This window comes from Luteimonas deserti (assembly GCF_013425765.1).
In the GTDB taxonomy this organism is placed as follows: domain Bacteria; phylum Pseudomonadota; class Gammaproteobacteria; order Xanthomonadales; family Xanthomonadaceae; genus Luteimonas; species Luteimonas deserti.
This window is the reverse complement of sequence record NZ_JACCJZ010000017.1, coordinates 220076-234389: the sequence shown is the minus strand read 5'-3', so window position 1 is coordinate 234389 and position 14314 is coordinate 220076. Positions and strand designations below refer to the sequence as shown.

Annotated in this window: 11 protein-coding genes; 7 read left to right on the top strand and 4 right to left on the bottom strand. The window is 71.6% G+C overall.

The window, feature by feature from the left end; all coding sequences use genetic code 11:
* Positions 1-255: 255 nt before the first annotated feature.
* Together mtnC and H0E82_RS10225 are read left to right on the top strand one after the other, a co-directional pair.
* Complete coding sequence (mtnC, locus tag H0E82_RS10230; protein ID WP_180545356.1) at positions 256-945, top strand: acireductone synthase; 690 nt, start codon at positions 256-258, stop codon at positions 943-945.
* Between the two features lie 12 nt (positions 946-957).
* Complete coding sequence (locus H0E82_RS10225) at positions 958-1854, top strand: C13 family peptidase (RefSeq protein WP_180545355.1); 897 nt, start codon at positions 958-960, stop codon at positions 1852-1854.
* Positions 1855-1910: 56 nt separating this feature from the next.
* Here the strand turns inward: H0E82_RS10225 and H0E82_RS10220 are convergent, their stop codons facing one another.
* A complete protein-coding gene (locus H0E82_RS10220; RefSeq protein WP_180545354.1) occupies positions 1911-3467 on the bottom strand; it encodes a calcineurin-like phosphoesterase C-terminal domain-containing protein in 1557 nt (518 codons plus the stop codon).
* A gap of 154 nt (positions 3468-3621) precedes the next feature.
* Here H0E82_RS10220 and H0E82_RS10215 point away from each other — a divergent pair, with 154 nt between their 5' ends.
* A complete protein-coding gene (locus H0E82_RS10215) occupies positions 3622-5442 on the top strand; it encodes a sensor domain-containing diguanylate cyclase (protein ID WP_180545353.1) in 1821 nt (606 codons plus the stop codon).
* A gap of 10 nt (positions 5443-5452) precedes the next feature.
* Here H0E82_RS10215 and H0E82_RS10210 read toward each other — a convergent pair whose 3' ends face one another.
* Positions 5453-8179, bottom strand: a complete 2727-nt coding sequence (locus H0E82_RS10210) for a bifunctional diguanylate cyclase/phosphodiesterase (RefSeq protein ID WP_180545352.1) — start codon at positions 8177-8179, stop codon at positions 5453-5455.
* Positions 8180-8530: 351 nt separating this feature from the next.
* Here H0E82_RS10210 and H0E82_RS10205 point away from each other — a divergent pair, with 351 nt between their 5' ends.
* From H0E82_RS10205 to H0E82_RS10190, 4 genes are all read left to right on the top strand, one after another.
* The gene (locus tag H0E82_RS10205) at positions 8531-9097 is read left to right on the top strand and encodes an RNA polymerase sigma factor (RefSeq protein WP_180545351.1); all 567 of its coding nucleotides are present in this window, start codon (positions 8531-8533) and stop codon (positions 9095-9097) included.
* 617 nt (positions 9098-9714) lie between these two features.
* Positions 9715-10041 (top strand): hypothetical protein, encoded by a 327-nt coding sequence (locus tag H0E82_RS10200; protein WP_180545350.1) that lies wholly within the window; start codon positions 9715-9717, stop codon positions 10039-10041.
* Positions 10042-10048: 7 nt separating this feature from the next.
* A complete protein-coding gene (locus tag H0E82_RS10195; RefSeq protein WP_180545349.1) occupies positions 10049-10651 on the top strand; it encodes an IMPACT family protein in 603 nt (200 codons plus the stop codon).
* Complete coding sequence (locus H0E82_RS10190) at positions 10651-12435, top strand: ABC transporter transmembrane domain-containing protein (protein WP_180545348.1); 1785 nt, start codon at positions 10651-10653, stop codon at positions 12433-12435. The genes H0E82_RS10195 and H0E82_RS10190 overlap by 1 nt, the downstream gene beginning before the upstream one ends.
* Before the next feature lie 28 nt (positions 12436-12463).
* Here H0E82_RS10190 and H0E82_RS10185 read toward each other — a convergent pair whose 3' ends face one another.
* Positions 12464-13948: a DUF2867 domain-containing protein gene (locus H0E82_RS10185; protein WP_180545347.1), complete on the bottom strand. Its 1485-nt coding sequence runs from the start codon at positions 13946-13948 to the stop codon at positions 12464-12466.
* Positions 13945-14247 carry a metalloregulator ArsR/SmtB family transcription factor gene (locus H0E82_RS10180; protein ID WP_180545346.1) on the bottom strand — a complete coding sequence of 101 codons (303 nt, stop codon included), beginning with the start codon at positions 14245-14247 and terminating at the stop codon, positions 13945-13947. The genes H0E82_RS10185 and H0E82_RS10180 overlap by 4 nt, the downstream gene beginning before the upstream one ends.
* Positions 14248-14314: the final 67 nt, after the last annotated feature.

The following is a 14314-nucleotide window of genomic DNA, read 5'->3' as shown; positions in this document are numbered from 1 at the left end:
CCGGGCGTGGCCGCGTGCGTGCGGCCGTGACGCCCGGCACCGTCCCATCCGGTCACGCCAGACGTGCGCCGACCATCCTCGTGGCGCCCGCCGCGCCGGCCACCGGCACGGCGCGGCCCGAGCCGTCCTGATCGCGACCGGACGTGCGCCGGCACCACTGTCCCCGTACACGATCGCGCCCGCGTCTGCACGGGCTGCCATACGCATCCCGCAGCGCGATGGCATCATTCCGCACCCGGTCCGCGAGCAGTAGCGATGATCCTGACTGATATCGAAGGCACCACCAGCAGTATCTCCTTCGTCAAGGATGTGCTCTTCCCCTATGCCCGGCGTGCCCTGCCGGGCTTCGTCGCAGCGCGCGGCCGCGAACCCGGCGTGCGTCGCTGGCTGGATGCCGTCGCCACCGAGCTCGGCGCGGCCTGCGACGACGGGGTGATCGTCGAGACCCTGCAGGGCTGGATCGACACCGATCGCAAGCACACCGCGCTCAAGGCACTGCAGGGAATGATCTGGGAAGCGGGGTACCACGAGGCCGATTTCACCGCGCACATCTATCCGGACGCGGCCGTCGCGCTGCAGCGCTGGCATGCCGACGGGCACCGCCTGGCCGTATATTCGTCCGGCTCCGTGCCCGCGCAGCGGCTGTTCTTCGGACACAGCGACGCCGGTGATCTCACGCCGCTCGTCTCGGCCTGGTTCGACACCGAGATCGGCGGCAAACGCGACGCCGCCAGCTACACGCGCATTGCCGATGCCCTGGCAGTGGCCCCGGCCGACATCCTGTTCCTGTCGGACGTGGTCGCCGAACTCGACGCCGCGCGCGAAGCGGGCCTGCGCACGATGCTGGTGGACCGCCTGGACGATTATCCCGAGCCGCGCGACGCGGCGGCGGCCAACGGCCACCGTCGGGTGACCTCGTTCGCCGCCGTCGACGTGGCGCGCTGAGGGGCCAGGCGCATGCACTGGTTGCCCGGGAGCGGTTCGGGAAGTGTGCGCGCCGCGCGCGCGCTCGCCCTCGTCCTGCTGGCCTTCGCCTGCGCGCCCTGGCCGATCGCCGCGCATGCGGCCGACGTGGTCCGCGACCGTGCCCTGATCGATGCCGCGGTCGCGGCGATGCCGGACGCCGATGACGAGGCGCCCGTGCTGTATGTCGTCGGCGTCGCCGGCGACGGCACCGAGGACGTCTTCCGCAACGAAGTGCGGTTCCTCGAGACCGGCGTCGCGCCCAGGCTGGGCGCGAGCGCGCGCACGCTGTCGCTGGTGAACCACGTCGAGAGCCTGACCGTGGTGCCGCGCCCCCTGGCCACCGGCGATGCCCTGCGCCACGCCCTCGAGGCGCTGGGCCGTCGCATGCGCCCGCAGGACCTCCTGCTGCTCTATCTCACCATGCACGGCGCGCCCGACCATCGCCTCGGGCTGACCTGGCCGCCGCATGTCGACGAGAGCCTGGCGCCGAAGCAACTGCGCGCGATGCTGGATGCAGTGCATACGGGCACCCGTGTCGTGGTGGTGTCGGCGTGTTACTCCGGGGGGTTCGTGCCCGCCCTGCGTTCGCCCGACACCTTGCTGATCACCGCGGCCCGGGCCGACAGACCGTCCTTCGGGTGCGGCAGCGAATCGTCGATCACGTTCTTCGGCCATGCCTGGCTGCTGGACGGGCTCAATGCCGATCGGGACTTCGCAGCGGCGTTCCAGGCCGCGTCACGGGCCGTCGCGGCGCGCGAGTCGGCGCTCGGCTTCACGCCCTCGCGCCCGCAGATCGACGTCGGCAAGCGCGTCCGGCCGCAGCTCGCGCGGTGGCTGGCGACCCTCGCGCCGGTGCCGGCGGCGGACTATCCCTACCCGATCGACTGAAGGGCGCGCCGCGCGACGCTGCCCGTGCGTGCAGGCAGCGTCCGGCGACGGTCGTGTCATTCGCCGTCCCAGGCGTCCAGGCGGTACGACGTGCTCGCACCGCGCACCCCGTGCCAGGAATCGAAGGCGCGCACGTCGATGCGGTGCACGCCGACGTCGAGCCCGGTCGGCAACGCACCACGCCACAGATGGGGCGACAGCTCGGCCTCGGGAGACCGGTCGAGCCCGCGCAGCGCGGGAGCGGCATCGTCGCGGACGTTCTCCATCACGAGCCGGGGATCCGCCCGATCGACGCGGCGCATGGGCTGCCACGCGCCGCCATCGACGCGGTACTCGACCCGCGTCTCGGAGTGACCCATGTACACGTTGGCGTAGACGCCCCAGGCCGGGTACGCCCCCCGGCGCAACACCTGCGGCGCATGCAGGGCCATCGCCGGCGTGCTCGACGGATCGCCCTCCGGCACCCGGGCCGGATGCCAGTCCAGGCCGTAGGCGCCCGTCGCCGTCACCTGCAGTGTGGCGAATCCGTTGGGCGTGCCATCGGCCATCGTCGCGGCCGGAATGCCGTCCGCATCCGGCGCACCGCTCCAGAACGCGCCACTGACCGCGCCGACGTTGTATTCGTGCAGGGGCCGTTCGCCGTGCCAGCCGGTGTCCGCGGTGTGCCAGACATGGCGCTGGGTGTGCCGGTGTCCGCTGAGCAGCAGCACGTTCGGGAAGCGCTGCAGCAGCGCGAACAGGCGCGCGCGGTCGGCGCTGCGCACGGTCTCGGCCGCACCGGTCGCCGCAGTGTCGAACCAGGGAATGTGGGCACCGACCACCAGCAGGCGATCCCGGCGGGCGGTCGCGAGATAGGCCTCGACGAAGGCGAACTGGTCCTCGCGCAGGCCACCGATGTAGGCCGGTCGTGCACCGGGCTGGTAGACGACGTTGTCGAGCATCAGCACGCTCGCCCCGGCCTCTTCCCAGGCGTAGGTCTCCGGACCGTAGACCGCGCGGTAGGAGGCCGTCGATGCGGGATCGTCGCCGGCCTCGAAATCCAGATCATGGTTGCCGGGCAGATGCAGCCACGGCACGTCCAGCTGCGCGGTAGCGGCATTGATCGCGGGATACAGGGCCGGCACGTCGTTGCCGATGTCGCCGAGGGTCAGACCCAGGGCCGCGGGCACGCGGCGCGCGGCGGGGATGACCGATCGCGCGTAATAGTCCACTTCCGCCGCTCGCCCCGCCTGCGGGTCGGCGAACACCAGCACGTCGAGCGCCGCCGCGTCGCGGGCCGCCCGCAGCGCGAACGCACAGGCGTCGTCGCCTGCCGCAGCGGGGCGCCAGAACCGCGGCAGGGCCCCGTCACGCGCCACCGTGTAGCCGGGCGGCTTGATCACGAAGACCAGCGGCCGCCCCGCGTCGAGGCCGGTGTAGCGGCCCGTCGCGTCGGTCCGGACGATGCGCACCCCGTCCGAAACACGCACACCGGCCAGGCCCGGCTCGCCGCGGCCTTGCACACCGTCGCCGTTGCGATCCTCGTAGACGACGCCGCGTTCGCAGGCCACAGCGGACCCCGCCGAAAGACAGATCGAGGCGAGCAGCGCGCTCGCGCGCAGGAGAAGACGCATGGACGCCTCGACGGACTGGCGGGCCGCCGATTATGCCCGCTGGGTGATTTCAGCTGGCCGCTCCCGTACGCTGGCCCCGTTCGCCTTCACCGATGGAACGGGCACGGGGCCGCGGCGCATCCGCGCGGGACAGGGATACTCCAGAGGACACCACATGGTCGCGACCCGTGCAGGGCGACACCGTCTGGCAGCATGGCTGCTGATGACATGGCTGCTGATGCCGTCGCTCGCGCTGGGCCAGGCCGTCGAACTGGTCGCCGGCGTCGGGACCCTGCGCCTCTCGCCGCAGGTGCGCTATCACCACGACGCGATGGCGGTCGACCGGGTCGAGGACGTGTGGCGGCGGGTCGACGGCGCAGGCATGACCCCTCTGCCCGGCGGCAACGACACGTTCGGCTTCCAGCCAGGTGCGTTCTGGTTCCACGTGCGCGTGGTCAACCTGGATCCGCAGGAGCCGCGGTGGCTGCTGGTCCAGGAATATCCGCTCAGCGACCATGTCGATCTCTACGTCCGTCACGCCGACGGGCGCACCCTGCATCACGCCGGCGGCGACCACCGCGCGTTCGACGCACGCAGCGTGCGTTACCGCCATCCCAACATGGCGCTCGACCTGCCCCTCGGCACGCCCGTGGACCTGCTGGTCCGCGTGCAGAGCCAGAGCTCGATGCAGGTGCCGCTTCAGCTCTATACGCCCAAGGCCTTCATGGAGGTTTCGCGCGACGCACAGCTGGCGATCGGCCTGTACTACGGAATCATGCTGGCGCTGTTCTTCTACAACCTCGTGCTGTGGTTGTGGCTGCGCGACGCGAGCTACTTCTGGTACCTGTGCCACGTCACCGCCTTCGGCCTGGTGCTGTTCACCCTCAACGGCCTGGGGTTCGAGTATCTGTGGCCCGAGTCGCCCTGGCTCGCCGACCACGCGGTGCCGATCTCGATCTGCCTGGCGCTGGTGGCGATGCTGCAGTTCTCGCGGACCTTTCTCGAACTGCCGCGGCGCTGGCCGGCAGGCAACCGCATGCTGCTGGCGCTGATCGCCTTCTTCGTGCTGCTGGGCCTCGCGTCGGTCTGGCTGCCGCTGCGCATCTCGACGCCGGTGGCCTCGCGCGCGGTGCTGGTCGGCGTGATCGGGATCGTCGTCGCCACCGTGGTCGTCCTGCGCCGGGGCTACACGCCGGCCAAGCTGCTGCTCCTGGCGTGGTCGATGTTCCTGCTCGGCACGGCGGCATTCACCCTGCTCGCGTTCGGCCTGCTGCCCAAGACCTTCATCACCGAGCACGGCGTGCAGATCGGTTCGGCGCTGGAAATGCTGCTGCTGTCGATCGCGCTGGGCCACCGCTACGCGGCGCTGCGCAACGAGAACCAGCGCATCAGCGCCGAGACCAACCAGCGTCTGGAGGGCAAGGTCGCCCAGCGCACGCAGGAAGTGCGCAGTGCGCTGATGCAGCTGGAGGAAGCGCATGCACGGCTGCGCGATTCGAGCCGCCGCGACGGTCTGACCGGCCTCTACAACCGGTCATGGTTCCACGAGGCCTTCGCCACCCTGGCCGAGGAGGCACGGGCCGGCGACACGCCGCTGGCCCTGATGATGATCGACCTCGACCATTTCAAGTCGATCAACGACCGCCATGGCCACGTCGCCGGCGACGATTGCCTGCGCTGGGCCGCCCATCGCATCGGGCGCTGTCTGCGCCCGTACGATGCGCTGCTCGCACGCTTCGGCGGCGAGGAATTCGTGGCGGCGCTGCCGGGGCAGGGTCACGAGGGCGCGCTCGCGGTCGCCGAGGCGGTGCGCCGCGCGCTCAATGCCGAGCCCTGCGTTTCGGGCGCGCTGCGCATCCCGGTCACGGCCAGCATCGGTGTGCACGTGCTGCCGCCCACGCATGCCGGCGGGATCGAGGCTGCGTTCGCCGTCGCCGACCGGGCGATGTACGCGGCCAAGCACAATGGACGCGACTGCGTCGAGCTGGCGCCCTAGCGCTGGCGGATCAGGCGATCCGCGCTCCCGGTTCGAACGCGTTCGACGGACGCCCGTAGAAGTAGCCCTGCCCATACTGGCAGCCCAGCGCGTGCAACTGGTCACGCTGCTGCGCGGTTTCCACGCCTTCGGCGATCGTGTCGATGCCCAGCGTGCCCGCCAGCGCGAGGATCGCGCGCACCAGGGCCAGGCTCTCGGCATGCATGCCGCTGCCGAGCCCCTGCACGAAACTCTGGTCGATCTTGAGCGCCTGGATCGGAAAGCGGTGCAGGTAGGACAGCGCGGAGAAGCCGGTCCCGAAATCGTCCAGCAGCACCAGGACACCGTGGGTGCGCAGCGTATTGAGCATGCGCAGCGCGCGCGGCGCATCGTCCAGCAATGCGACCTCGGTGATCTCGATCCGCAGCCGGCGTGGATCCGCGCCCGCCTCGTCCGCGAGCCCCAGCAGCCGCTCGACGAAATCACCGGAGCGGAAATGCCGCGGCGAGACGTTGATCGACACGTAACCCGGCGATGCCCCCGCGGCGAGATGGCGGAACACGTGGCGGTACATCAGCCAGTCCACCTGCTCGATCAGGCCGCTGTCCTCGCCCACCCCGATGAACTCGGCCGGGTACAGCATCCCGTGCAGTTCATGCCGCCAGCGCAGCAGCGCTTCGTGTCCGACCACCTCGCCGTCGGCGACGCGGACGATCGGCTGGAACCAGGGTTCGAACGCATCCTGCAGGATCGCCCGCCGCAGGTCAGCCTCGAGATCCAGCAGGCGCGTGGCCTCGGCCCGCATCGCCTCGTCGAAGCGTTCGCTGCGGTCGCGCCCGCAGGCCTTGGCCCGGTACATGGCCGCGTCGGCATCACGCAGCAGGCCGTGGCCGTCGAGATAGTCGGGATGCGACATCGCGATACCGATGCTCGCCGACGGATAGAGCTCGCGACCCGCGACCCAGACCGGGGCCGCGAGCGACTTCAGCAGGCCGTCGGCTCGCGCCTCGGCGATGCAGGGATCGTCCACGCCCGCGAGCATCACCGCGAACTCGTCGCCGCCCAGGCGCGCGACGAGGTCCTTGGGCTCGAGCGAAGCGGCGATGCGCTTGCCGACCTCGACGAGCATCGCGTCGCCGGCCGCATGGCCCACGCTGTCGTTGACCAGCTTGAACCGGTCGAGATCGAGGAACAGCACCGCGAACGGCGTGCGTCGCCCGTCGCCGTCCGGCTGCAGCGCGGTGGTGAGGCGCTCCAGCAACTGCAGGCGGTTGGGCAGCCCGGTCAGAGGATCGTGCCGCGCCTGGTGGACGAGACGCTGCTGCGCGCGGATCCGCTCGCCGATCTGCGCACGCAGTTCGCGGTTGGCATCCTCGAGCTCGCGGGTGCGTGCCTCGACGCGGAACTCGAGCTCGGCGTGTGCCGCGTTGAGCGCGGCCTGGGCACGCTTGCGCTCCAGTGCGCTGTCGATGTGATGGGCGACGAAGGTCAGCAGTTCCTGGTCGTCGGGCGAGAATCCGATGCGCGGGTCGTAGCTCTGCACCGCGATCGCGCCGACCGGACGGCCGTCCCGGGTCAGCGGCACGCCGAGCCAGCACTGGGCACGGGTGCCGCGACTGCGCACATGACCCGTGGCCTCCAGCAGCAGGATGCTCTCGCGCCGCACCAGCAGCGGCTGGCCGCTGGCGATGACGTATTCGGTGAGGCCGTTGCCGAGGGGACGGGCGCGCCGCTCGGCGTCGCGCTCGTCCACCGAGTACGGAAACTCGAGCTGCTGGCCGTCCGCGCTCAGCATGGCGACGTAGAAATTGCGCGCGTACAGCAGTTCGCCGACGATCGCATGGAGGTCGGCGTAGAACCGCTCGAGGCTGCCGGCGGCCACCGACAGTTCGCTGATCCGGTAGAGCGCGCGCTGCAGCTTGCCTGCGCGTTCGCGCTCGGCGATCTGCGCCTGTAGACCGAAGTTCGCCTCCTGCAGCTCGATGGTCCGCGAGACCACCCGGCGCTCCAGTTCGGCCCGTGCCTGGCGGCGCTCGAGCGCGGTGAGGATGTGCTGCGCGACGAATTCCAGCAACGCGCGGTCTTCGTCGCTGTAGCGTCCCGGCAGGTCGTAACTCTGCACGACGATCGCGCCGCAGACGCGACCGTCGCGGCGCATCGGCACGCCCAGCCAGTCCGCGCTGTCTGGGCCGGTGAGTGATTCCACCAGATCGACCCCGTGGCGACGGCGCAGCTCGGCCGAGGGCCCGACCAGCGGCTGGCCGTGCCGCAGCAGGGTGGTGGTAAGGCTCGGCGGCATCGCGTCGAGTTGCAGCTCCTCGTCCGGATCGGCCGTCCACGGATCGCGTTCGTCGACGAAATACAGGAAGCGCACCGTGTCGCGCAGATCGTCGTAGAGCACGATGTAGAAGTTTTCGGCCGTGGTGAGCCCACCGACGATGCCGTGGATCCGCCCGAGCACATCGTCCATGTCCAGGGTCGAGCCGGCGAGATCGGCAATGGCGTAGAGCGCCTGCTGCAGGCGCTCGGAGCGCCGCAACTGGTCGAGCCTGCGCTCGCCGCGCACCGCGTCGAGTGCGATCGCGGCGCTGCGCAGCGCGAGCTGCTGCCAGGCGCGTCCGGCCGGATCGAGCGCGGCCGGCTCGCAGGCGATCGCGAAGCACGCGCCGGTATCGACCGCAAGCACGTCGATCGCCGGATCCCCCAGGCCGCCCGCCGCCTCCAGTGCCGCGTCGAGACGTTCACTGGGCATCGCCATGGCCGGGTCCGAGACGACGTGCCCCGCGCCCAATACCGGGCAGCGCCAGTGGATCCGGACGTACGTGCCCGCCGGCGCCGTCGCGACGATCGGCCGCACATGCGCGGCGACGTCGACGAGCGACTGCCGGGCGGCCGTCGATGTTCGATGGCGAGCAGGCACGATGCGTCCGTTCTGTGGATTCCCCCGCCGCGAGCATACCCAAAACCGTCGCCCCCACCGCGCGGCGACCCCGGCCCGGCCGCACGCGCGTTGATGCACGTCATGCGCGCCGATTGCCTCCTGCCCACCCGCCGGGTCCTGCCGATCGCGGGCTTCCCGGGTCTGCGGCCACCACGTACTCTGCGCGCCATGGACGACGTCGCCAGCCCCCGCGCAGTACCCGGCGACGATGCGCTGATGCGGGCCTGGTCCGCAGGCGACGTCGCCGCGTTCGACGTTCTCTACGGACGCCATCGCGACAAGCTCTACCGCTTCCTGGTCCGCCAGCTGCGCAACCGCGCACTGGCCGACGACATCTTCCAGGACGTCTGGCAGCGGGTGATCGCGGCGCATGCCGACTGGACGCCGGAGGCGATGTTCACGACCTGGCTCTACCGGATCGCCCACAATCGTCTCGCCGATCACTGGCGCGCCACGCGCCATCGCCCCTCGGCCCCGGACGATGCGGACCTGCGCACCGCGCAGATCGAGGATCCGCATACGCCCGAGGGCCTCACCGCCGCGCTCGACGCGCAGCGTGGCCTGCAGGCGGCGCTGGACGCGCTGCCCGCCGAGCAGCGCGAGGTCGTCCTGCTCCGGCTGGAACAGGAACTGACGCTGGAGGAGATCGCGGAGATCACTGGCACCGGACGCGAGACCGTGAAGTCCCGACTCCGCTACGCGATGGACAAACTGCGCGCGACGATGAACCCATGAATCCTCCACCCCGCCCTCCGCTGGATCCGGACGAGCAGGCCGTCGCAGACGGCCTGGCGCGCATGGCGACGGACGCGCCCTCGCCTGCGCTGGACGCGGCCATCCTGCAGGCGGCACGACGGGCGGCAGCCGCGCGCGACACAGACCGTGCGCCTGGCGGCGGTGTTCCGCCGGCACGGACATACCGGCCCCGCACACCGCGGCGGCGTCGCTGGCCGACGGGGGTGGGCGTGGCAGCCGCGCTGCTCGTCGCGGTGGGTGTGGCCTGGCAGCTGCGTCCCGGGCCCGATGCGCGACCCGAGCCGTGGTCGGACATGACAGCAGTCGAGGCGCCCGTGTCCCGGGACGCACGCATGGAACCTGCCCGACGCATGGCGGTCGAGGCCACGCCGCCGGATGACGACACGGCGACGCGACAGGCAGGCGCCGGAACGCCTGAATCCGCACCGCAGCGCGCGGCGACGGCGCCGTCTCCGCCAGCCGAACCGATCGAGGTCGATACGGCGTTGGCGCCGCCCGCGGCTCCTTCGGTCACCCCTGTGCCCTCCCCGCCTCCGCCGGCCCCGCCGGCTCCGTCCGCGCCACCGGCCCCGCCCACGGCGTTCGGAACCGAGACGATGGCGAGCGACGGCCCGTCCGCGGCGTCCATCCCGAGCCTCGCGCGCAGCCAGGCGCAGGAGCGGATCGCCACGCCGCCGGACACGCGGCGCGATGCTCCCACGCTGCGTCGGCTGCCCCAGGCGGAACCGGCCTTCGACGCCGCCGATGAGGACCAGCCCCCCGCCTCGGCCGATTCGCCGGAGGTGCAACGCGCCTGGCTCGAGCGCGTGCGCGAGTTGCTCGACGCGGGCGAGATCGCCGCCGCGCGGGCGAGCCTGGCCGAGTTCCACCGCCGCTATCCGCGCGCCGAACTGCCCGCCGACCTCCGCGCGCTGCTGGACTGAGCGTCCGATGCCGCTGGACACGCTGGCCGGTCCGGCCACGCACGTGCTCGAGGTCCGCCACAGCCGGTTCGAGGCGACGGCGCGCGCGGTGGAGGACGAGGCACACGCGCAGTCGGTGCTGCGCACGCTGCAGGTGGCCGACGCCACCCACACGTGCTGGGCGTGGCGGGTCGGCGCGCAGTACCGCTCCAGCGACGATGGCGAACCGGCCGGTACCGCCGGGCGCCCCATCCTCGCCGCGATCGACGGCCAGGGTTTCGACCGGATCATCGTGGCTGTGGTGCGCTGGTACGGCGGCGTCAAGCTCGGTGCCGGCGGTCTGGTACGCGCCTACGGCGGCTGCGCCGCGGAGTGCCTGCGCACGGCGCCGCGACGTCCACTGATCGCGATGACCGTGCTCTCGCTGCACGCGCCCTTCGATGCGCTCGGCGCGCTGCATGCCGCATTGCCCGCCGCGCATGCCCGCAAGCTCGACGAGACATTCCAGCCCGACGGCGCCCGCCTGCGCCTCGAACTGCCGAGCGATCGCGTGGCGGACTTGAAAACACGCCTGCGCGATGCCACCCGGAACCAGGTCCAGTTCGCACCCGCCGCGGACGAGTCCCGCTGATGGCCTTCCGCTCTCCCCGCGTGCCCGCGACCACCGACGGCGCGCCGCCCAAGGCGCGGATCACCGCGCTCAAGACACTCTGGCCGTTCGTCATGCGCCAGCGCGGGCTGCTGGCGGCCTGGCTGGTGGCGCTGGCGGCCTCGTCCGTCGCCACGCTGAGCCTGCCGGTGGCCGTGCGCCGGATGATCGACAACGGCTTCGCCGATGCGAGCCGGATCGACGCCACGTTCGCCCTGCTGCTGGCGGTCGCGGTCGCGCTGGCGCTGTTCACGGCGGCGCGGTTCTATTTCGTGTCGCTGCTCGGTGAGCGGGTGGTGGCGGACCTGCGCACCCGCCTGTACGGCCATCTGCTCGATCTCGACCAGGCGTTCTTCGAGCGCAACCGCAGCGGCGACCTGGTCTCCCGGCTCAGCGCCGACACCGAGCTGCTGCGCTCGGTCGTCGGTTCGACCATGTCGGTGGCCCTGCGCAGCACGCTGATGGTGCTCGGCAGCGTGACCATGCTGGTGGTCACCAGCCCGCGGCTCGCCGCCTTCACCCTGATCGGCATCCCGCTGTTCGTGCTGCCGCTGGTGCTGGGCGGGCGTCGGCTGGAAAAGGTCTCGCGGCAGAGCCAGGACCGCATCGCGGATGCGAACGCGCTCGCCAACGAGACACTCGGCGCGATCCGCACCGTGCAGGCCCATGCGCGCGAGCCTTATGAGCGTGGGCGCTTCGGCGATGCGGTGGCGCTGTCGGTGGCCACCGCGCGTCGCCGGATCGGCCTGCAGGCGCTGATCACCGCCGTGGCGATCACCCTGATCTTCGGCGCGGTCACCGCCGTGCTGTGGTCGGGCGCGCACGATGTCGTCAACGGCGACATGAGCCCCGGCACGCTGGGGCAATTCGTGCTGTACGCGCTGTTCGGCGCAGGTTCGGTCGGCGCGCTCGCCGAAGTGTGGAACGAGCTGCAGCGCGCGGCCGGCGGCATGGGCCGCATTTCCGAACTGCTGGTCGAGACACCCGCCATCCGCGCGCCGGCAACGCCGGTCGCGGCGGTCGCGCCGGCCCGCGGCGAACTGGTCTTCGACGATGTGGGCTTCCATTATCCGAGCCGGCCCGACGCGCCTGCGCTAGCGGGGTTCTCACTGCGCGTGGCGCCGGGAGAGACCGTCGCCCTGGTCGGGCCCTCCGGCGCGGGCAAGAGCACGGTCCTGTCGCTGCTGCTGCGGTTCCACGATCCCGCGCAGGGGACACTCGCCATCGACGGCGTCGACGTGCGCGCCATGGCACCCGACGCGCTGCGCGCCCAGCTGGCCCTGGTGCCGCAGCAACCGACGATCTTCGGCGGCAGCGCACGCGACAACATCCGCTACGGGCGGCTGGAGGCCAGCGATGCGGAGGTCGAGGCCGCGGCGCGTGCCGCCGAGGCCCATGCCTTCATCGAAGCGTTGCCGGAGGGTTACGACGCACCGCTCGGCGAACGCGGCGCGCGCCTGTCGGGTGGCCAGCAGCAGCGCATCGCGATCGCCCGGGCCTTGCTGCGCGATGCGCCGGTGCTGCTGCTGGACGAAGCGACCTCGGCACTGGATGCACAGAGCGAGCACGCGGTGCAGCAGGCGCTTTCGCGGCTGATGGAAGGCCGGACCACCCTGGTGATCGCGCATCGACTGGCGACCGTGCTCAAGGCCGACCGCATCGTGGTGATGGACCAGGGCCGGATCGTCGCCCAGGGCACCCACGCCGAACTGCTCGCGCAGGGTGGCCTCTACGCCGAACTGGCGCGGCTGCAGTTCATCGACTGAGTCGCGCTGTCGGCGTAGCGGTCCACGGTCAGACCCGTCGGGTGCGCCGTGCCGCGCCGACGACGCCCGGTGCATGGCGGGACGGCACGCCCTCCTCGCCGGCGCGCAGCGCGCGCGCCGCATGATCCACGGCGTGTCGCAACATCGCCGGTGCGACATAACGCCGGTGCACGCGTCGGATGGCCGCCAGATAGAAGCGGCCGAACGCGTTGCGGATGCGCACCCGCGTCGTCATCGCGCACACGATCCCGCCCGTGGGCAGCGTCTCCACGGTCACGCAGGTGCGGAACGCGAGGTGCCGGTCGTCGGCGCCGAGAATCACCTCGATGCGCCTGCCGTCACCGGTGGTGTGCTGCGCGAGGACCGGATGGCGGCCGGCAAACCGCAGCGGGGCATCGACCGCGAGCAGGGACGAGGCCGGGCAGCCCAGGGGTGAGGTGCGCAGTCGCGCGGGACGCACCAGCGCATTGCGCAGCGCCATCAGCCGGGACACGCCATCGGGCGGGTTCTCGACGAAGCCTTCCAGCAGCCGGTCCATGACCTCGGCCGGTCCGGCGTTCACACCGAGACGGACGGCGACCTGGTCCTCGTGGTCGCAGGCGCCCGGCCAGTGTCTGGCCAGCAGGAAGTCCTCACTGGGCGCGCGCGTCACCAGCGTGCGGCCACCGCCGTTGTCGGCGAGAAAGCCGGCGGCGGGGCGACGCGCCGCAACCGCGGCGCGCATCCGACCCATTGCGCCGCGCAGGCCGGTGCATAGACGCGCAGCGATCGAAGCCGGTGGCGCGTGCAGCGACAGGGCGGTGGTGGCGATGGTGGCCGGAGCACGCAGGCGTGTTTCCAGCAGCCGCTGCAGCGCTGGAGGCAATACTTCGGTGAGGCTGGGAATGTCCGCGGTATTGGCGATCACCCGCGCGCGCGTCGCGGGATCCAGGCCGCCGCCCGCCTCGTCGGGGTGGCAGGACAGGGCGAACAGCGTGGGATGCGGTCCGTCGGGCCGCGCGGAGACGAACTGGTGCCACGTGCCGCCGCCGAAGCGCACCGAGAACAGGCAGTCGGGTGGCACCTCAACCACGTGCAGGGCGTCGAGAAAGGCCTGCGGATCCGCGTCGATCTGGCCCTGCGAGGCGGTCGAGAACCGGAGATGCGCGCCCGCGCTGCCGGAGACGGCCGTGAACACCCGGTTGCCGGCGTGGCGATGGAACGGATGGCCCCCCGCGCCGACGCCGAAGGTGTACAGCGACGAGGGATCACCGCGGGCCAGGTCCATGGTTCCGATGCGTGTCGAGGGCTCGTCCAGTGCATCGACGAACGCCGGATGCGCCTGCTGCCTGCGCAGCGCATCGCCGATCACCACGTCGCCCTGCCCCGGCGCGAACTGGGCCACCAGGGTCACGTCGACGGGCAGACCGCCGCAGTGCGAGGCCAGCCGGATCGCGGGAAACGTGGCCGACGCGCGCACACCGGTGAACGGTGTGCGCAGGCCCCGGGCGGCAGCGCCGGCGACCGCGCTCATCGGGCGCCCCCGCCGCGCCGTTCGCGCTTGAGCGGGCCCGCGACCGGACACACCTCGGCCGCCCAGGCGAACACCGTATTCGCCAGGCGGTCGGGCACGAGGCGGACATAGACGAACTGCCCACGCTTCTCGCGCTCGATCAGTCCGGCCTGCTCGAGTACGCGCAGATGGCCGGACAGCGCCGGCTTGCTGAAGTCGAAACGGGCGCCGATCTCCCCGGCCGTCAGCTCGCCGGCATTGAGGTAGGCGAGGATCTGGCGACGGGGCGTCGACGCCAGGGCTTCGAAGACACGTTCCATCGCAGGCTCCGGTTAAGTGGTTACTTAATTAATTACGCCTTGGACGTGTCCTGTCAATCCCCGGCGC

Coding starts and splice junctions, on each gene's coding strand:
- H0E82_RS10210 (WP_180545352.1), bottom strand. CDS start 8,179: ATGGCGATGCCCAGTGAACGTCTCGACGCGGCACTGGAGGCGGCGGGC.
- H0E82_RS10200 (WP_180545350.1), top strand. CDS start 9,715: ATGGCGAGCGACGGCCCGTCCGCGGCGTCCATCCCGAGCCTCGCGCGC.
- H0E82_RS10215 (WP_180545353.1), top strand. CDS start 3,622: ATGGTCGCGACCCGTGCAGGGCGACACCGTCTGGCAGCATGGCTGCTG.
- mtnC (WP_180545356.1), top strand. CDS start 256: ATGATCCTGACTGATATCGAAGGCACCACCAGCAGTATCTCCTTCGTC.
- H0E82_RS10205 (WP_180545351.1), top strand. CDS start 8,531: ATGGACGACGTCGCCAGCCCCCGCGCAGTACCCGGCGACGATGCGCTG.
- H0E82_RS10220 (WP_180545354.1), bottom strand. CDS start 3,467: ATGCGTCTTCTCCTGCGCGCGAGCGCGCTGCTCGCCTCGATCTGTCTT.
- H0E82_RS10180 (WP_180545346.1), bottom strand. CDS start 14,247: ATGGAACGTGTCTTCGAAGCCCTGGCGTCGACGCCCCGTCGCCAGATC.
- H0E82_RS10190 (WP_180545348.1), top strand. CDS start 10,651: ATGGCCTTCCGCTCTCCCCGCGTGCCCGCGACCACCGACGGCGCGCCG.
- H0E82_RS10195 (WP_180545349.1), top strand. CDS start 10,049: ATGCCGCTGGACACGCTGGCCGGTCCGGCCACGCACGTGCTCGAGGTC.
- H0E82_RS10185 (WP_180545347.1), bottom strand. CDS start 13,948: ATGAGCGCGGTCGCCGGCGCTGCCGCCCGGGGCCTGCGCACACCGTTC.
- H0E82_RS10225 (WP_180545355.1), top strand. CDS start 958: ATGCACTGGTTGCCCGGGAGCGGTTCGGGAAGTGTGCGCGCCGCGCGC.